Here is an 18,914-nt window from a genome sequence, read left to right as displayed (position 1 = left end):
CGGCTCCTTCATCGCGCCGGCCGTGTTCACCGTGCCGCTGCAATTGCTGGCCTATCACGTCGCCGTGCTGCGCGGCACCGACGTGGATCAGCCGCGCAATCTGGCCAAGTCGGTGACGGTGGAATAAATCCATGAAGTGATAAAAGCCGCGTTCGATACGCAGCTTGTCACTTTCCGATCAAGGCGCGACCACCGAGCCGGAAGTTTTATTGCGGGCGTACAAGGCGCATATTGACTTCCCATCAGCTAAACGATTGCCCAGACTGTCCAATAAGCGCCCTCAGGGCATTGCAGCGACAGATCGAATTGAGCCCTTTCGGCCGCCACGATTCCATTGACATGGGATTAAGGCTGGCGGCGATTCAAACAAGGATGAACAGAACGACTTATCGAACCTTTGGCGGGATTGCCGAGCGGCGGTTTTCGTTGAACCGATTTCGCTTGCGCTTTCGGGCTGATGGCTGCCAGCAATGCGTCAATGCCGAATGGCTTTACCAGGAATTGACTTCGCGCCGGAGCTCCAGCGAATTTTTCCTCGACGGAATCGGAAGTGAGGATAATGCCGATGGATGGGTGTTTCTCAATCGCATGCCGACAAAGATCGGAACTCGATCCACATCCTGCGACATGCGCATCGGTGACCAATACATCGACAATGCCGAGTAGATTCAGGGCAGCCTCCGCGACCGAGCTGTCATGCGCCACGCACACCTGGTATCCGCCATACAACTCCAGTACCTGACGAGTTACATCGAGCGCAATCACGTCACGATCGACAATGACCGCCGTTTTTATTTTTGATTTCACGGCGCTATATCCAACTGAGACCCGCCAGGATGCGTATGACATTCGCTAATTGCGTGGCGCCTTGACGTGACATCATGACGCGCTACCGACAGGACCTGGCATGTCATTCGGTCCTACCGAATCTTCAAGCCCTCGAAGCCGAGGCCAGTGGCGCGGATTTCCGTGCGAGCTGCTTTTCCCACAGCAGAGCCGTGCGGACGATGAAATCAAGATCGTCGTACTGCGGCTGCCAATCCAGGTTCTGCTTGAGACGATCGCTGCGCGCAATCAGTATCGGCGTATCACCGGCGCGACGTGGCAGCTCGACCACCGACGATGGCTGGCCGCCGACGCGCTGCACCGCATCGATGACCTCGCGCACGCTGTAGCCATGGCCGTAGCCGCAATTGAGAGTCAGCGACTCACCGCCATCGCGCAGGTGATCGAGTGCGCGCAAGTGGGCCGAGGCCAGATCGTCGACGTGGATATAGTCACGAATACCTGTTCCGTCCGGCGTGTCGTAGTCGGTGCCGAAGATCGACAAGCTGGCGCGTTTGCCGACCGCGTGCTCGCAAGCAACCCTGATCAGCAGCGTCGCATGGGGCGTGGATTGACCGATGCGGCCCAGCGGATCGCAACCGGCAACGTTGAAGTAGCGCAGGGTTATATGCCGCATCGCCCCGGTGGCGCAAAAATCGCGCAGAATCGTCTCGGACATCAGCTTCGACGCGCCATATGGGTTGATCGGCTGCGTGGGCGTGCCTTCGTCGGCGATACCGTTATCGGTCACACCATAGACCGCTGCGGCGGAGGAAAAGATGAATCGCCCCACGCCGGCCGCCGCGCAACAAGCGAGAAGTCTGTGGGTATTGCAGGTGTTGTTGCCGTAGTACTTGAGCGGGTCGCTCACCGATTCGGGCACCACGGTATGCGCAGCGAAATGCATCACCGCTTCGACATGATGTTCGCGCAGCAGACGGGCGACCAGTGCGCGATCGCCGACATTGCCGACCACCAGTTCGGCGCCACAAACCGCGTCGCGGAAACCGGTACTCAGATTATCGATGACGACGACACGCTCGCCACGCGTGACCAGTTGCTGGACAACGTGACTACCGATGTAACCGGCACCGCCGGTGACGAGGACGCTATTCTTCATCACGATGCTCCTTCACTGCCCACCGGACGACCCACGCCGAGTCCGCACGGCGCGCCCGCCGGCTGCGGTGCTTGCTGACTGGTGGGCTGTTTCCCGCGAGGCGGTAAAGACATCTTCGCCGAATGCGCGCAGTGGCGATGCGGCGGCATAGCCGAGGTGCGGCACACCGAAAATATCTTCCAATGTGCGCAACAGACTGTAGTGGTTGTAAGGCATTGAGGATACCGTGCCAGGCTTGATAAACGGTGATAGCAGCACGGTACCGACGCGACCGCCGCCAGCACCGTACATGCCAGGCGGAGGACCATTTGGCAAACCTTGCTCGCCACAACATGCCGTGGCGTCGGTGCCCTCGTCGAACGTGATGACCAGCAGACCATCCCGGCGGAATGCCGGCGCGGCGACGATACGCGGCACCCATCGGCGTAGAAACGCGTCGGCGGAAATCAAGCCTCCCGGCTCACCGCTTTTGCACGGTGCGTCATGCCCGTCGTGGCATCTGTTCGGCGTGATGAAGACGAAATTCGGCGTGGTGTCGACGTTTTGCAGATCCTTCGCCAGCTGATCGAGATTGACGACGCGTTGCGCGCAACGCGTCGGGTCGTCGATGATCGAATGAAAGTAGACAAAGGGGTTGTGCCAGGTCGCGTATTGATCCTTGGCACTGGGATCATTGGCGTGGTCTTGCGCGCCAATCGCGACATGCCCGCAGGTGGAAGACTCGCGCGTGGGATCCGCGCCCATGTCTTCCATGTAACCCTTCCAGCTGAGGCCTGCCACGTCGAGCTGATCGGCCAGGGTCTTGACCTTGGACGGATAGATGCAACCTTCGCCGAGTACCTGCCCGTTGCCGTCCAGCTCAGGTGCGGTGCTCCGGAAGTCGCTGTAGATTTTGCAGTCGCTCTGCGTAGCCGCATTCGGCGCCTGTCCGCTGATCATCGCGATGTAGTTGCCCAGGCTGTCGTGACCAATGCTGTAATACTGCGGTAGTAACGCGCCCAGTTTCGGCAGCCGGTGTGCCAGGTATGGCGCCTGCGAATGTTCGCCAAACGCGACGTCATACGGCTCGTTCTCCAGCACGATCACCACGACATGGCGTACTGGTGCGGGTACTGTTATCGCAGCAACGACGGGGCTCTTGGCGCACGCCATCAATAACGGCAGCCATGATATCCATGCCATGCCACGACGCTTTCGCGCCGACGATATGGGTCGCTCTGCACGCATGACGGCGGAGCTTCTTGGTGGCCTTGTCATCGGTGGTTCCAGAATGCAAAAAAAGATATCTCGCTGCACCGAGACATGCCCACCGATTGGATCGGCCTCGCTTGGCATCGTCAACCCGGCGAGGGCCGCAAGCTCAGGCAAGATTCATCCCATCATCTCCACGATCAAGGCAAGCTGGCGTGAATTCACATTCGCCTCACCTCCTCATGTGGATGTTGCCCTGCTGTCCGCGAGTGAATGGATCATTTCGCTGCTGTTCACTGTTGGACAATTCGAACATGCAATGATCGACCGCCGTATTTCGATGCTGCATCAGCATCTATTCGCAGCCTTTGAAACAAAAAAGTAGTATCAAGGAAAACGGTGTTCTTACTGTTATCCACCAAACCTTTTTAATTGCGAGGGTACGTGGATCGTGTTGGCGAAAGGCCTTGGACTCTCTGTGACGCGAGTTACAGAAAAAGGAAAAAGTTATCGTTATTTCTTGCGTCATTACCCGACACGTTGATTCGGGATACGGGAGCATGTCGATACCGTGTTTAAACGGATACTCATTGTCTGCATGGGCAATATCTGTCGCAGCCCAACGGCCGAATATCTGTTTCGGCAGCGTCTGGGATCGCGTGACATTGAATTCGGCAGCGCCGGACTCGGCGCGCTGGTGGGCAGTCCTATGGATGCGATTGCACTGCAGTTACTCGCCGAAAATGGCATCGACGGCACGATGCACAAGGCCCGTCAGCTTATGCCTTCCATGTTGCGCGAAGCGGACCTGGTGCTGGGTATGGAGAAAAATCATGTTGCCGCAATGATTCAACTCGCTCCCGAAGCTCGCGGCAAAGTTTATTTACTCGATAAATGGTTGCAAGGAAGTGACATCCCGGACCCTTATCGCCAGCAGCGAGCCGCATTCGAACATGTTCACGAGATAATCACGCAGGGTGTCGGTAGCTGGGAGCCCTATCTGTGATTCCCATCTTCCCTGCCATGAGCTGACCGTCCCATGACCGCCACCCAAGACCCTGTGCAGCGCGATGATGAGATTGACCTGAGCGAACTGCTCGGCACGCTCAACGATCACAAATGGCTGATTGGTACCATCACCGGCATATTTATCGTACTCAGCATTGCTTATGCGCTGCTGACCACGCCGATCTATCAGGCCACCTCGGTGGTACAGGTGGAACACGAGGTGCCGAATCTGCCGGGACTGAGCGCGCTGACCCAGACCTTGGAGGCGTCCAGCCCCGAGGCCACCACAGAGAGCGCACTGATCACCTCGCGAATGGTGATCGGTGCGGCGGTCGACCAGCTCAATCTCACGATTGAAACCCACCCGCAGCGTCTACCGCTGTTGGGCAACTTCATCGCACGTCATTACGCTTCGAAAAATCCCGACAAAGTGTCTCCTGCCCTGTTCGGCATGATTGGCTACGATTGGGGCGGCGCGAAGCTGGACATTTTCCAGCTGGACGTCCCCGACAAGCTGCTGGACAGGCCGCTCAGCCTGATTGCCGGCGAGGGGGGCGCCTATGTCCTGGTGGACGACAACGACAACGTGCTGGTCATTGGCAAGGCGGGGCAATCCGCCAGCGGCCATGGCGTAACCATCCAGGTCAAGACGCTGATTGCCAATCCGGGCACGCACTTCCTTGTATTCCGCCATCGCGAGCTGACTGTGATCAATGGCCTGCAGCGGGCCATCAATGTCACAGAGCAAGGTAAGGACTCCGGCATCCTCCAGATGACTTATGACAACGCCGATCCCCGGCTGGCCACCAACGTGCTCGAACAGGTCGGCGAGCTCTATGTGCGGCAGGACGTGGACCGCAACTCCGCGGAAGCGGCGAACAGCCTGAAGTTTGTCAGGGAGCAGCTCCCCAATGTGCGCCGCGATCTGGAGAAGGCTACCGCGGCGCTCAATGCGTACCAGATCAAGGCGCATTCGGTCGATATCAGCATGCAGACCCAGGGCTTGCTGGATCAGGAAGTCACCATCCAGACCAATATCCAGCAGTTGCGCCTGCAACAGGCAGACATGCAGCGTCAGTACACCCCCGAGCACCCGGCCTACAAGGCATTGATGCAGCAGATCGGCCAACTGGAGGCACAGAAGAACGCGATCGACAAGAAGGTGGGCGGTCTGCCGGACACTCAGCAACAGCTATTGAAGCTGACCCGCGATGTGCAGGTGAGCAATGACACCTACACCGGACTGCTCAATCAGGCTCAGCAGCTGGACATAGCCCGAGCGGGCACGGTGGGCAACGTACGCATCATCGACAAGGCGGCAGTGGACATCACGCGGCCGGTGTGGCCGAAGAAACTCATCGTGGTACTCGGCGGTGCGCTGCTCGGCGGTTTCGTGGCTCTGGTGTACGTCTTCATCCGGCAGATGCTCAATCGCGGCATCGAAGACCCCGCCGTCATCGAAAAGATTGGTCTTCCCGTGTACGCCACTATCCCGGTCAGCCTTCGGGAGCAGGCACTGCACGGCAAACGCATCCGCGGAAGCAGCAAGCAGCATCTGCTGGTCTTGGACGCGCCCGCGGACCTGGCCACCGAGGCCCTGCGAAGTTTGCGCACCAGCTTGCATTTCGCCCGCCTGGAAGCAAAAAACAATGTACTCATGATTTCCGGATCCAGCCCGGATATCGGCAAGACCTTTGTCTCCGCCAACCTCGCCGCTGTCGTCGCTCAAAGCAACCAGCGCGTGTTGCTGATTGACGGTGACATGCGCATGGGCTCGCTGCACAGGGTCGTCGGCGGCAAAGCCGAAGTCGGCCTTTCCGAACTGATTTCGGGTCAGATCGACCTGGTCGAGGCGATGCGCCAGGTCGGTCCGCTGGAAAACCTGCATTTCATCGCTCGCGGCAAGATACCGCCGAACCCTTCCGAGCTGCTGATGAACGCCCGGTTCTCCGCGTTGCTCGATCATTTCAAGCAGATGTTCGATCTGATCATCATCGACACCCCCCCGATCCTGGCTGTGACCGACGCCGCCATCATCGGTCATCACGCCGGCACCGCCTTGCTGGTGGTGCGGTTCGGAGTCAATCAAGCACGCGAGGTCGCCTTGGCGAGGCAACGCTTCGAGCAAAACAAGGTCCCGCTCAAGGGCGCCATCTTCAATGCCGTGGAAAGACGCAGCAGCGGTTACTACTCCTATGCCTATTACGGTGTCGGCAAGCCACCCAAATGAAAAAGCCTGAAGCGGGAGTAACAAGAGTGCGGATTCCGACGCAGTTCGCAGTAAGCGGCATCCAACGAAACAGGGTTGTCGCTCACCGTGAGAAGGAATGGTGCCGGCAGCAACGGCACTGCAGATCGATCGGTAGAAATGCAATCAAATGAACGTCGCCCGGAATCACGCTAGACCAGGATGAGTTCCATGCCAAGCTCGAAGAACTTCGCCCTCATCGGCGCCGCCGGCTACATTGCCCCTCGCCACATGCAGGCCATCAAGGCCACCGGCAACCAGCTGCTGGCCGCGTTCGATCCGAATGACTCGGTCGGCGTCATCGACAGTCACTTTCCCAACGCCGACTTCTTCACCGAGTTCGAGCGTTTCGATCGGCATGTCGATCTGCGCCGGCGCGCGGGAAACGGCGGTCAGATCGATTACGTTTCCATCTGCTCGCCGAATTACCTGCATGACTCGCATATGCGCTTTGCCCTGCGCTCCGGTGCCCACGCGATTTGCGAGAAACCGCTGGTGCTCAATCCCTGGAACATCGACGGATTGCTGGAAATCGAGCGGGAGACGGGCAAGAGCATCAACACCATCCTGCAGCTGCGCCTGCATCCGGCGATCATCGCCTTGCGCAACAAGGTTCAAGGCGAGCAAGGAGGCGGCAAGCACGAGGTGGACCTCGCCTACGTCACTGCGCGCGGCCACTGGTACCTGCAGAGCTGGAAGGGCGATCCTAAGAAATCCGGCGGCATCGCCACCAATATCGGCGTGCACTTCTTCGACATGCTGCATTACGTCTTCGGCGCGCTGCAGATCAATGTGATGCACCTGTCCAGCGACACCAAGGCGGCCGGCTATCTGGAGTACGAGAATGCTCGCGTGCGCTGGTTTCTGTCGGTGGATGTCGAGGATGTGCCCGCCGCGCAACGCGAAAGCGGCCAGCGCACCTATCGGTCGATCACCGTGGATGGCGAGGGAATCGAGTTTTCCGGCGGCTTCGCCGACCTGCACAACCGCAGCTACGAGGAAATACTCGCCGGCCGCGGTTTCCGCCTGGAAGAAAACCGCACCGCCATCGAAACCGTGGCGGCGATCCGCAATGGCAAGGCCGTTCCCTTCACGGACGACGGTCATCCATTCCTGAAACGACAAGCCTGAAGAGCGAACAGCATGGACTACTACCAACACCCCTCCGCCATCGTCGATGAGGGCGCCCGGATCGGCGCAGGCTCCCGCGTATGGCACTTCGTGCATGTCTGCGGCGGTGCCCGCATCGGCAGGGAGGTCTCGCTCGGACAGAACGTGTTTGTCGGCAACAAGGTCCTCATAGGGGATCGCTGCAAGATTCAGAACAACGTGTCGGTGTACGACAACGTGACGCTGGAGGAAGGGGTCTTCTGTGGCCCCAGCATGGTATTCACCAATGTCTACAACCCGCGCTCACTGATCGAGCGCAAGGATGAATACCGCGACACCGTGGTGCGCAAGGGGGCCACACTCGGCGCGAACTGCACCATCATCTGCGGCGTCACCATCGGCGAGTTCGCCTTCGTCGGTGCCGGCGCAGTAGTCAACCGCGATGTGCCGGCCTATGCGCTGATGGCCGGCGTGCCGGCGCGGCAAATCGGCTGGATGAGCGAGTTCGGCGAACAGCTGAACCTTCCGCTGGAAGGGCACGCCGAAGTGGTCTGCGCGCGCACCGCCGCGCGCTATGTGCTGAAGGGCCACACGCTGCACAAGGAGGAGCCCGCAGCATGATCGACTTCATCGACCTCAAGACCCAGCAAGCCCGCATCAAGGATCGCCTCGACGCAGGGATCGCCCGCGTGCTGGCGCACGGCCAGTACATCCTCGGCCCGGAAGTGGGCGAACTCGAGGAAAAACTGGCGGCCTATGTGGGCGTGGCGTACTGCATCGCGGTGGCCAATGGCACCGATGCCTTGCAGATCGCCCAGATGGCTCTGGGCATCGGTCGTGGCGACGAGGTGATCACGCCGGGCTTCAGCTATATCGCCACCGCCGAAACCGCAATCCTGCTCGGCGCCAAGCCCGTATACGTGGACATCGATCCGCGCACCTACAATCTCGACCCTGCACTGTTGGAAGCAGCCATCACGCCGCGCACCAAGGCGATCATGCCGGTCTCGCTGTATGGCCAGTGTGCCGATTTCGACGCCATCAACACCACCGCCGCAAAACATGGCATTCCCGTCATCGAGGATGCCGCGCAGAGTTTCGGTGCCAGCTACAAGGGCCGCAAGAGCTGCAATCTCAGCACCGTCGCATGCACCAGCTTTTTCCCCAGCAAACCGCTAGGTTGCTATGGCGACGGCGGGGCGATCTTCACCAACGATGCCGAGCTGGCGAAGGTCGCGCGCCAGATTGCCCGGCACGGCCAGGATCGCCGCTATCACCACATCCGCATAGGCGTGAACAGCCGTCTCGACACCTTGCAAGCGGCCATACTTCTGCCCAAGCTCGAGATTCTCGACGATGAAATAGCCCTGCGTCAGCAGGCGGCACAGACCTACGGCCGGCTGCTCGGCGAAACCGACGGTGTCGTCGTACCCGTGATCGAACCGCACAACACCAGCGCATGGGCTCAGTACACCGTGCGGGTGCGTGATCGCGATGCCGTGCAAGCCCGCCTGAAGGAAGCCGGGGTTCCAACGGCAGTGCATTACCCGACTCCCCTCAACAGACAGCCCGCCCTGGCCGACGGGAGCGTGCGCCTCAAAGTGGGCGATCAGGCGGCAGAGCAAGTCATGAGTTTGCCGATGTCGCCTTATCTCGGCACAAGTCAACAGGATCTCATCGTCACGACGCTGGCTTCGAGCGTTTCCCTCTGAAGACGGCCACGGACTCCGCCGCATGAAAAAACTCATCTTCGGAAGATGCTATTCATTCTCAAGCGAAGCGAATCAGCAGGCTTTGCTCGCTGAATGTCTGATGTTGTATGCGGATGCGGGAAACATCGACCCGCAGGTCGAGATACGCATCGTGCGGGCGATCTCAAAGCGTGCCCCATCTTCCATCAATCCCAAGGCGCACAAGAAATTCGGTCATGGCATGGTGACTTCATTTCCCGCGGTCGACGTCTATTGGGGCTGGTCAGACGGCGGACGCCTGGAGATCGAGGTCGCCCTCAAGATCCGTCACGGCATGAAGCCTAAAATCCAGAAGCTGCTGTCAATGGAATACGCAAGCGACGTCGAATCGTTCGAACAGATACTGCACGAGTTCGTCCTGGTTCCGTCGGCATATTTCTTCAATGACGTCGCACCGATACATGCGGCATGCGTGACGGTGGACGGAAGCGCCTGCCTATTGGCAGGAACAGGTGGAGCCGGCAAATCGGCGGCCATGCTGGCATTGCGGCAACATGAAAAGGTCGGCTTCGTAAGTGACGATATCGTCATCGTCTCGGCGGCAACCTCGCATGCCTACGCCAACATGGCCTGGCCGAAGATCTATGGTTACAACTGCGCAGGGAATGCGCTTAAAGGCGAAATACTCGCAGGACGCGGGTGGGTCGACAAAGCCCATTTCGGCGTAAAGAGCTGGATGAATTCCGCCAGCGTGCGCAGAAAAGTCCGGCCGGACCGCCTCTATCATCACGTCGAATCGGCATCGGCCCCCCTTTCCCGCTTGTACTACGCGGTCCGTGAGGATGTTACCGATATTCGCATGTCCCATCTGGGCGTATCGAATGCCGTCGAGATGACGATCGACGTCATCAGGGCCGAATACAGCATATTTCATGACCATCTTTATTGGGAGCAATACAACGCGTCGGCGACTGGCACGACCGCCATGTTGACCATGGAAGAGGTGATTGCAAACTGGCGACTTGTTCTATCGAAGTGCCTTGCTGGCGTTGCCTGCTTCAAGGTAAGCATTCCTTTCGACGTGGATCAAGCCGTTTATCGGAACACCATGGTCGAAATCCTCGTCGCCGGCGCGGTCATACGGCCGTGAAAATCGCCATGCTTACCAATGCCTATCCTTACTATCCCGGTGAGCAGTTCATCGAGGATGAAATCGCATTCTGGGCGGACGATCCCTTCGCCAGCGTGACATTGCTGCCAGCGGTCGCCGCCGGAGAGCCCAGGTCCATACCCGATGGCGTATCGATCGACCTGTGCTTGGCAAGCGGCACAAGGATCGATCGATTCTGGTTCATGTTGCTTGCGATGTTCTCCTCGATGTTCCGCCATGAGCTGATCTATCTGTGGCGATCACGGAAAATGGGCATCTACACCACACTGCGCGCGATGCTGCATACATCCAAGGTCCTTGAACAAGCGGAGCGCCTGGAGCAATACGCCAAGGCCAGCGGCAAGATCGATGTGGCGTATTGTTACTGGAACGAAGCTCAGTCCTATGCCGCACTGCTGGCCAAGGCGAGAGGATCCGTGCGCAAGGTCGTCTCCAGGGCGCATGGATTTGACTTGTACGAGACGCGACGAAAGCATGAATACATGCCGCTCAAGCGGCAGTTCATTCATGCCTATGACAGGATATTTACGCTGTCTGATGAGGGCAAGGCTTACCTGGAAGATACATACGGCGCCCCACCTGAAAAAATGAAAATCAGCCCCTTGGGAGTGCCGCTGGCCAACGCACTGTCGCGACCGAGCCCCGCAGGATCCTTGCATGTCGCTTCGGTTTCCTTTTGCGTGCCCGTAAAGCGCCTGGATCGAATTGTCGAGGCGCTGAGTCTGTTTGCCCGTCAGCATGGGCAGATAAAGACCACCTGGACCCATATCGGCGGTGGCCCCCTCTTCGACGAGATCAGGAAGCTCGCAGAGACGCGGCTGGCCGGCATAAGCAATTTGTCTTTCGAATTTCTTGGCGAGCTGCCCAATCAAGCGGTCAAGACATATTACCTTGATACACCCGTCGACCTGTTCATGAATACGAGCGAGTCGGAGGGCATGGGGGTCTCCATCATGGAAGCCATGAGCGCAGGCGTGCCCGCGCTGGCACCCGATGTAGGAGGCGTTTCCAGCCTGGTATCCAACGAGTGCGGTGCCTTGCTGAGCCCGTGCCCCAGCTCTCAGGAAATTGCCGATGCCATCGGCAGAGTCGCGCTTGAAGATGGGAGAAATGCCTTGCGCATGAATGCGCGCAAAGTGATCGAGGCACGTTTCAGTTCCAACAGGAATTACACGGATTTTATTTCGAACGTCCTGGCTATCGGATCGGCTCCGGAATAACCCGGTGTGACGCACCAGGCCCGCTGCGCACGCCACCAGGGACGCTGCGACACAGATCAAGACTGAAAGGTTGACTGGTGAATATAAAAACCGTTTTGGCATTCGCATTTGGCCCTATTACCACCGCCGGACTTGGCCTGGTGACGGTGCCTGTAATTACCTGGATCTTTCCTCCTGCCGATGTCGGCCGCCTGAACATTGTGCAGATCGCGGTGTCTTTCGGCGTACTGTTGTTCAACCTCGGCCTCGATCGCGCCTACGTGCGGGAATACCACGAGTGGTCGGACCGTGGAGCGCTGCTGAAAGCCTGCTTTGTGCCCGGTTTTGCGTTGATGCTGCTGGCGTTCCTTGTCATCCTGCCATTCGACGAGCGCATCGCCACGTGGTTATTCGGCCTGGAACATGTTGTCTATTACTGGATTCTGGTTGCCTGTGTGATTGTGAGTTTCATCTCGCGGTTTCTTTCGCTTATTTTGCGCATGCAGGATCGTGGCGTTGCGTTCTCCATGAGCCAGATTCTGCCAAAGGTAGTTCTCTTGCTGGTCGTGGGCGTGCTGGCGGCGCCCATCTTTTCCAGATCATTTGGTCAACTGGAAGCGGCATACCTCGCTTCCCTGATGTCGGTATTGTTCATTTACAGCTGGAACACCTGGCGTGAATGGCAACCTGCGCTGCACGCACCCACTTCACGTGAGCAAGTCCGCGGGTTGCTCAACTACGGGGTACCCCTGATCTTCGCCGGCGTGGCCTACTGGGGACTGGATGCCACCAGCACGCTGGCCTTGCGTTCGCTGTCCAGCCTTTCGGAGCTGGCGATCTACTCAGTCTCGATGAGCTTCGCCGGTGTGGGCATAGTCTTTCAGACGATCTTCACCGTGCTGTGGGCGCCACTCGTCTACAAATGGGTGGCACGTGGCGTGGATATGCGGCGAGTTGACCATATCGCCCAGCAAGCCCTGGCTGTGGTCTGTGCCATCTGGGTTCTGACTGGAATCTTTTCTTGGTTGACCGACTTTGTGCTGCCTCCGCATTACATCCAGGTGAAGTACCTGATGCTGTGTTGTATCGGCGAGCCGTTGCTCTACACCCTCTCTGAAGTGACTTGCGTAGGCATCGGGATAACCCGCCGGTCCATGTTGTCGCTGTGGTCGACCGTCGCAGCGCTGATTGTCAATGTCGCCATCAGCGTATGGCTGGTGCCCACCTACGGCGCGGCAGGTGCCGTAGGTGCCAACGCGATTGCGTTCCTGGCCTTTTTCGTCGCCCGGACTGAAGCATCGGCATACGTCTGGCGTCCCTTTCCCCGTGCCCGACTTTATGTTTTCGTCACCGCCTGCGTGGGACTTTCCATCGCGACGCTGGTATTCGGTCCGCGTGCTCCGATCCATTTCAGTCTTTTCTGGCTGGCGATGTTGCCAGTCGTCATCTGGTGCTTCCGCGCCGAATGGACCGGCATGTATCGATCGCTGCACGCGGCGATCAGGACAGAGCAGACCTATCCGGAGCCCGAGGGAAGGCCAGGTGCCATGCCATGAGCAATACGACCCTCTCGCGCAGCCGTAGCGGAGGCCGCCGGATCCGCGGCAGGCACCCGTTTGCCATGTTGGACGGCTTCGACGTCGCGGCGGATGACGACGCCGCAGACAGAGGAAGGGTCCGTCGATGAAAAAGACCAATTTGTTCGTCTTTGCGGCACATCATCTCTCCAGCAACATTGCAGCGCAGCGATTCAAGGGCTTGCTGAAATATCTGGATCCGGCGAAATACCGGGTGTTCGTCTTCGCGCGGGAACCCGCAGCGGAGATGACAGCGGATACGGCGCCTTCGAATGCGGACATCCAACTCTATCCGCTGCCCGGGCATTGCGTGGGCAGCGAGTCATCCGCGGCGGCATCGCTGCTGACCCTGGCGGCGGCCTTCATGCGTCCGCTGCCATTCCTGCTGGCCAATGGCCGTGCGGGCACGCACCCATGGCTCGTCCAGGCGCTGGCCGAGGCCGACCGGTTGTGTTCCGAAAAACTGGCCGCGGGCGAGTCATGCGTGGTCATCGGCACCTATTCGCCGGTCGATGCCTTGATCGCTGCAGCCTGCCTGGCCAGCAGGCACCGCATTGGGTGCTTGCAGGATTTCCGGGACGGGCTGGTTTTCGAACCACTGGGCAAACCCGGCCGGCTGCGAGCGTGGATGCGCCAACTTATCGAGCAGCGCGTGGTGGAAACCGCCGATCTGATCACATCCGTTAGTCATCCCCTCGTCGATGATTTTCGACGGCGTTACCCGAACAAGGTCACGGCGATGCTGCCCAACGGTTACGATCCGGCCGACTTCGCTTCGCTCGGCGCTGATTTCGCCGGCGACTCTCGCGCTGCCGCCATCCTCGCCCGGCACGTTCCGGCCGGCGCGCTGCTGATAGGACATTTCGGGCGTATTGGAGCCAGTGACGGATCGGCATCGAAGAGCCTCGATTACCTGGTCGACACACTGAACGACTCCACCGAAACGGCTGCGAACAAGCACGTGATGTTTGTCGGCGAGCTGACAGCATCCGAACTGGCGTCGCTAGAGCGCGCCAGGTTCTCCTTCAGCGTGCTCGGACAGGTCGAGCGTGCGCTGGCGCTGCACCTGATGAAGTGTTGCGACAAATTGTTGCTGCTGACCGGCTCGCGGATCAGTTGCGCCACCGGAAAGCTGTTTGAATACCTCGCTACCGGGGCGGATATCGTCTGCATTTCCGGGGTGCGCAACGAAGCGACAGCCATCCTCGCCGAGACAGGAGCCGGGCAAACCCTATTGACCGGCGAGGGATCGCCCGGAGGTGGCGCGCTGCGGGCGGCACTGTCGCCCTCCTTCGCCGACGCACACCGTGACATAGCTGCCTATAGCAAAGTCGTACAGGCCGACAGGCTCGATCACTGGATTTCAAAGATGGTGCAGCCATGAATCCCGGTGACGATCCGTCGTTGGCGCCCTCGATGCGGACGGCCTTGCCGCCACTGTCGGGCACGACGAGGTATCGGCTTACCGTGCGGCACATGTTCCTGGGTGCCGCTTTCCTGCTGCTGCTGTTTGCCGTCGTCATACCCAATTCGTTACCCATTCCTACCGCAGCCGCCATGGGGCTGGCCTGCCTGCTGGCGCTGCCTGGACTGCGTGTCGGTTCCGGTTTCGGGAATCTGCTGGCGCTGTATGCCTGCGAGGTGGCCGTGACGATCGTCTACATGGTCGTAGGCACCATGCACGATGCGCCGCGGGTCGCCATCGCCCAGGTATTTGCGATCTACATCCTTTCACCACTGGTGTGGATCATCATTGCCGCTGGCCTGATGAGACGGCTGGGAGCCGATCGGCTGATCAACTGGTTCGTCCTGCTCAGCCTGCTGTGTGCCGTCAGCGTCGCCTTGTTCTTTTATCTGTACCTCACGCGCGGCGCGGCGGCGGTATCGTTTTTCTTCCAGGGCGCCAACGTCAATCTCAATGAGGGATTCGCCGGCGCCACCATGCATGTCTACGGTTCGCTGATCTTCTTGTGCGGAGGTTTCTTCAGTTCGCCCGAACTCATCAGGAACCGGCTGTTGCGGTTTGTGCTGCTGGCGGCGTTGCTGGTCTGCGCGCTGACTTCGGGCCGTTCGGCACTGATACTCTCCGTACCGGTAGGCTGGCTTCTCGGCCTGATGCTGGTGTCGCGCACGACGGGCAGCACGCGAAGATCGCCGATCACCCGCGTCATCCGTTACGGCCTGCCGATGCTGGTAGCCGTGGCGGCCGCACTCATTATTCTGCAGGCCTACACGCAAATCAGCCTTTCGAGGGTATTCGACACCGTCTCGACCAAGCTCGCTTCGGGCGGCGGCAGTGCGCGCTCACAAATGAGCCATTCGCTGTTTGCCGGCATTCTCGACAACGATGGACTGGGCGCCGGTCACGGCGTTGGCGTCGGGTTCATCAGTGACCCTGTCCATCCATGGCGCTATGAAGTGGTGTGGCTGGCCACGCTCTACCGGGTCGGGTTGTTCGGCGCGCTGGTCTATGCCTTGCCGTTCCTGATCTATATCGCCGCCGTGCTCCGGATGGCACGCAGCCGGCGCCTGCCGCCTCGGCACAAGTTCATGTTCTGCGGCTTTGTCTGTGCCTTCCTCGCCACCAATACGAACCCCTACATCGAGGCCTTTGCCTTCCAGTGGATGTACGTCATCCCCCTGGTAGCGCTGTTCATCGAAAAGCCGGCGAGCTCGAGGAAGGTGCGGGAATGAGGCGTCTCAAGGTGCTGCTGTTTTCCAGATATTCGAGACTAGGCCCTAGCTCGCGGCTGCGCAGCCTGCAGTATCTTCCCCTGCTGCAGGATCTTGGAATCGATGTACAAGTGCATGCGCTGTTCCCGGATGCCTATCTCGAAGAACTGTATGGAAACCGCCCCGGCGCCGCCCGCTATCTCGCATGGCAATACTGCAGCCAGCGGTTCATGCAGCTCTTGCGCCGTGACGAACACGACCTCGCCTGGATCGAGGGCGAGCTTTTTCCTTACCTGCCGCACTGGATCGAGTCCGTGCTGGCACGATCTGCCAAGCCGTACGTCGTCGATTACGACGACGCGCTGTTCCACAAATACGACCTGTCGCCGAATCCGTTGGTGCGGCGAATGCTGGGCCGCAAAATTGATCATGTCATGCGCGGGGCCACCTTCGTGATCGCCGGCAATCGCTACCTGGCTGCGCGCGCTTCGCAGGCAGGAGCGGCGCGGATCGAGATCATTCCGACGGTGGTTGATGAACAACGCTATGCGGTGGTGGACCACGCGGACGACAGGCAGCCGGTCATCGGCTGGATCGGTTCGCCCGCCACCGAAGACTACGTGCTGGACAACCGCGAAGTGCTGGAGCAGGTCTGCGCCGGACACAACGCGCACCTGCTGCTGGTAGGACCGCGGACGGAGATCGCGGACCAGTTCGGAAGCGTTGTACCGGAGGTGGCGGCATGGTCCGAGGACAGCGAAGCCGCCATGATCGCCCGGATGGACGTTGGCATCATGCCGCTGCGCGATGGCCCATGGGAACGCGGCAAGTGTGGTTACAAGATCATCCAGTACATGGCGTGCGGATTGCCCGTGGTCGCTTCGACGGTTGGCGCGAACATCGACATCGTGCGCCACGGAGAGAACGGCTTTCTGGCGGAGGGAACGGCCGCATGGCGGAATGGTCTTGAGCAGCTGATCCTGAGCCGGCCTTTGCGCACGCGGATGGGTCGGGCGGGTCGCGCACGCGTCGAGAACGAATACAGCCTGGCCGTGCAGGCACCGCGGCTGGCGAATGTGCTGCACAGCGCGGGGCAACGCTGATGTGTGGCCTAGCCGGCTTCTGGCAGCTGCACGGTGGCGCACATGGCGCGCTGCTGCAACAGGTGCAGGCGATGTCGGTGCAGCTGACCCATCGCGGCCCCGACGATAGCGGCGTGTGGTGCGATGAGGCGGCCGGTATTGCCCTGGCGCAGCGACGCCTTTCTATCCTCGATCTTTCGCCCGCCGGCCATCAGCCCATGCACTCCGCCTGCGGGCGTTATGTCGTCGTGTTCAACGGCGAGATCTACAACCATCTCGATCTGCGCGAACGCCTGCTCGCGGAAGGTGCGGCACCGGCCTGGCGCGGCCATTCGGACACCGAAACGCTGCTCGCATGCTTCGTCGCCTGGGGCGTCGAGCGAGCTCTGCAAGCCAGTGTCGGCATGTTTGCGTTCGCATTGTGGGATCGCCAACAGCGCGCGCTCACGCTGGCACGCGACCGCATGGGCGAAAAGCCGCTGTACTACGGCTGGCAGGACGATACCTTGCTATTCGGCTCGGAGCTCAAGGCCCTGAAGGCGCATGCGGCCTTCCACGCGGATATCGATCGCGATGCGCTGGCGTTGCTGCTGCGTCACGACTGCATTCCCGCACCGCATGCCATTTATCACGGCGTATTCAAGCTGCGCCCGGGGCACCTGCTGCGCATTTCCGCCGACGCGCCACGGGATGTGCAACCCGTGCCTTACTGGCGCTATAACGACGCGGTCAGCGCGGGCCTGCGCAACCCGCTCCACGTTACGGATGCCGAGGCCACCGATGCGCTTGAGGCGCAACTGAGCGCCAGCGTGGAAGCACAGATGCTGGCCGACGTGCCGCTGGGAGCGTTTCTCAGCGGCGGCATCGACAGCAGCACCATCGTGGCGTTGATGCAGGCACGCAGCGCTCGGCCCATCAAGACCTTCACCATGGGATTCGGTGAGAACGGCTACGACGAGGCCGTGCACGCCAAGTCCGTGGCCGCGCACCTCGGCACCGAGCACACCGAACTGTATGTGCGACCCGAGGATGCCCTGGCGGTCATTCCGCGGTTGCCCACGATCTTCTGCGAGCCGTTCGGCGACAGCTCGCAGATCCCGACCTTCCTGATCAGCCAGCTGACCCGCCGCCAAGTGACGGTAGCGCTGAGCGGTGATGGTGGCGACGAGCTGTTCGGCGGCTACAACCGCTATCTGGGTGCCCGTACGGCCTGGGAGCGGATGCAGCGGCTGCCGTGGTTTGCGCGGCAAGCCGGCGCCGGCGCATTGCGCGCCATGTCGCCGGCCGCGTGGAACCGGTGGTTCGAACGCGTCAAGCCGCTGTTGCCGAAGCGATGGCGTCTGGCGACGCCGGGCGACAAGGCGCAGAAGCTGGCCGACGTGCTCACGCTGTCGAGCGGCCACGCTTTTTTCCTCAACCTTGCCAGCCAGTGGAAAGACCCAGGCAGCGTCGTGATCGGTGCGCACGAGCCCGTGACTTTGTTGACCGATCCGGCGGCCTGGCCGCACACCGACAACCTGGCACACTGGATGATGGCGATGGATGCGCAGAGCTACCTACCCGACGACATTCTTGTGAAGGTCGACCGCGCCGCGATGGCCAACAGCCTGGAGACCCGCGTGCCGATGCTCGACCATCGCGTGGTGGAGCTGGCGTGGCGCATACCATTGCATCAGAAGATCCGCGGCGGCGAGGGAAAATGGCTCTTGCGCCAGGTGCTGTATCGACATGTACCCAGGGAGCTGATCGAGCGACCCAAGATGGGCTTCGGCATCCCGCTGGACAGCTGGTTGCGCGGACCCTTGCGCGACTGGGCGGAAGCTTTGCTCGACGAGGACCGCCTGCACCGGGAAGGTTATTTCCACCCGGCGCCGATCCGGCAGAAGTGGAAGGAGCACTTGAGCGGCAGGCACAACTGGCAGCATCGGTTGTGGACGGTCTTGATGTTCCAGGCATGGCTGGAGGAAAGCCAGCGGGTGTCTTCGTGACGAGCCCGCATACATGCACGACCTGCCCTGC

Annotated in this window: 16 protein-coding genes; 13 read left to right on the top strand and 3 right to left on the bottom strand. The window is 60.2% G+C overall.

Annotation, left to right across the window (positions count from 1 at the left end):
- Nucleotides 1-345: 345 nt before the first annotated feature.
- From ACFPPB_RS01865 to ACFPPB_RS01855, 3 genes are all read right to left on the bottom strand, one after another.
- Nucleotides 346-807, bottom strand: a complete 462-nt coding sequence (locus ACFPPB_RS01865; protein ID WP_377323813.1) for a DNA-binding transcriptional response regulator — start codon at nucleotides 805-807, stop codon at nucleotides 346-348.
- A 124-nt stretch (nucleotides 808-931) separates the two neighbouring features.
- A complete protein-coding gene (gene galE, locus ACFPPB_RS01860) occupies nucleotides 932-1,945 on the bottom strand; it encodes a UDP-glucose 4-epimerase GalE (RefSeq protein ID WP_377323811.1) in 1,014 nt (337 codons plus the stop codon).
- Between the two features lie 12 nt (nucleotides 1,946-1,957).
- On the bottom strand, nucleotides 1,958-3,034 hold the full coding sequence (locus ACFPPB_RS01855; protein ID WP_377323810.1) for an alkaline phosphatase family protein: 1,077 nt from the start codon (nucleotides 3,032-3,034) through the stop codon (nucleotides 1,958-1,960).
- A gap of 49 nt (nucleotides 3,035-3,083) precedes the next feature.
- On the opposite strand from ACFPPB_RS01855, the gene ACFPPB_RS01850 reads away from it, so the two are divergent.
- The 13 genes from ACFPPB_RS01850 (at nucleotide 3,084) to asnB (ending at nucleotide 18,883) form a co-directional block, all read left to right on the top strand.
- Nucleotides 3,084-3,521: a hypothetical protein gene (locus ACFPPB_RS01850; protein WP_377323808.1), complete on the top strand. Its 438-nt coding sequence runs from the start codon at nucleotides 3,084-3,086 to the stop codon at nucleotides 3,519-3,521.
- A 186-nt stretch (nucleotides 3,522-3,707) separates the two neighbouring features.
- Nucleotides 3,708-4,142, top strand: coding sequence for a low molecular weight protein-tyrosine-phosphatase (locus ACFPPB_RS01845; RefSeq protein ID WP_377323806.1), 435 nt, complete (start codon nucleotides 3,708-3,710; stop codon nucleotides 4,140-4,142).
- Nucleotides 4,143-4,175: 33 nt separating this feature from the next.
- Nucleotides 4,176-6,374 (top strand): polysaccharide biosynthesis tyrosine autokinase, encoded by a 2,199-nt coding sequence (locus ACFPPB_RS01840; RefSeq protein ID WP_377323804.1) that lies wholly within the window; start codon nucleotides 4,176-4,178, stop codon nucleotides 6,372-6,374.
- Between the two features lie 189 nt (nucleotides 6,375-6,563).
- Entirely contained in the window at nucleotides 6,564-7,523 is a 960-nt protein-coding gene (locus ACFPPB_RS01835; RefSeq protein WP_377323802.1) for a Gfo/Idh/MocA family protein, read from the top strand.
- 12 nt (nucleotides 7,524-7,535) lie between these two features.
- Complete coding sequence (gene wbpD, locus ACFPPB_RS01830) at nucleotides 7,536-8,123, top strand: UDP-2-acetamido-3-amino-2,3-dideoxy-D-glucuronate N-acetyltransferase (RefSeq protein WP_377323800.1); 588 nt, start codon at nucleotides 7,536-7,538, stop codon at nucleotides 8,121-8,123.
- On the top strand, nucleotides 8,120-9,214 hold the full coding sequence (locus ACFPPB_RS01825) for a DegT/DnrJ/EryC1/StrS family aminotransferase (RefSeq protein WP_377323798.1): 1,095 nt from the start codon (nucleotides 8,120-8,122) through the stop codon (nucleotides 9,212-9,214). Before wbpD ends, ACFPPB_RS01825 begins: the two co-directional genes overlap by 4 nt.
- 22 nt (nucleotides 9,215-9,236) lie before the next feature.
- Entirely contained in the window at nucleotides 9,237-10,343 is a 1,107-nt protein-coding gene (locus tag ACFPPB_RS01820; protein ID WP_377323796.1) for a hypothetical protein, read from the top strand.
- Nucleotides 10,340-11,584, top strand: coding sequence for a glycosyltransferase (locus ACFPPB_RS01815; protein ID WP_377323794.1), 1,245 nt, complete (start codon nucleotides 10,340-10,342; stop codon nucleotides 11,582-11,584). The genes ACFPPB_RS01820 and ACFPPB_RS01815 overlap by 4 nt, the downstream gene beginning before the upstream one ends.
- Nucleotides 11,585-11,661: 77 nt before the next feature.
- Entirely contained in the window at nucleotides 11,662-13,119 is a 1,458-nt protein-coding gene (locus ACFPPB_RS01810; protein ID WP_377323792.1) for a lipopolysaccharide biosynthesis protein, read from the top strand.
- Nucleotides 13,120-13,261: 142 nt separating this feature from the next.
- Nucleotides 13,262-14,524, top strand: a complete 1,263-nt coding sequence (locus tag ACFPPB_RS01805; protein ID WP_377323790.1) for a glycosyltransferase — start codon at nucleotides 13,262-13,264, stop codon at nucleotides 14,522-14,524.
- Nucleotides 14,521-15,834: a hypothetical protein gene (locus tag ACFPPB_RS01800; RefSeq protein WP_377323788.1), complete on the top strand. Its 1,314-nt coding sequence runs from the start codon at nucleotides 14,521-14,523 to the stop codon at nucleotides 15,832-15,834. Before ACFPPB_RS01805 ends, ACFPPB_RS01800 begins: the two co-directional genes overlap by 4 nt.
- 11 nt (nucleotides 15,835-15,845) lie before the next feature.
- On the top strand, nucleotides 15,846-16,916 hold the full coding sequence (locus tag ACFPPB_RS01795; RefSeq protein ID WP_377323786.1) for a glycosyltransferase family 4 protein: 1,071 nt from the start codon (nucleotides 15,846-15,848) through the stop codon (nucleotides 16,914-16,916).
- Entirely contained in the window at nucleotides 16,916-18,883 is a 1,968-nt protein-coding gene (gene asnB, locus ACFPPB_RS01790; RefSeq protein WP_377323784.1) for an asparagine synthase (glutamine-hydrolyzing), read from the top strand. The genes ACFPPB_RS01795 and asnB overlap by 1 nt, the downstream gene beginning before the upstream one ends.
- The last annotated feature ends 31 nt before the right edge of the window (nucleotides 18,884-18,914 follow it).

It is taken from the genome of Rhodanobacter terrae, assembly GCF_042657005.1.
GTDB lineage: Bacteria > Pseudomonadota > Gammaproteobacteria > Xanthomonadales > Rhodanobacteraceae > Rhodanobacter > Rhodanobacter terrae.
The sequence above is the reverse complement of the archived record's forward strand: the minus strand, read 5'-3'. Positions and strand labels throughout refer to the sequence as shown.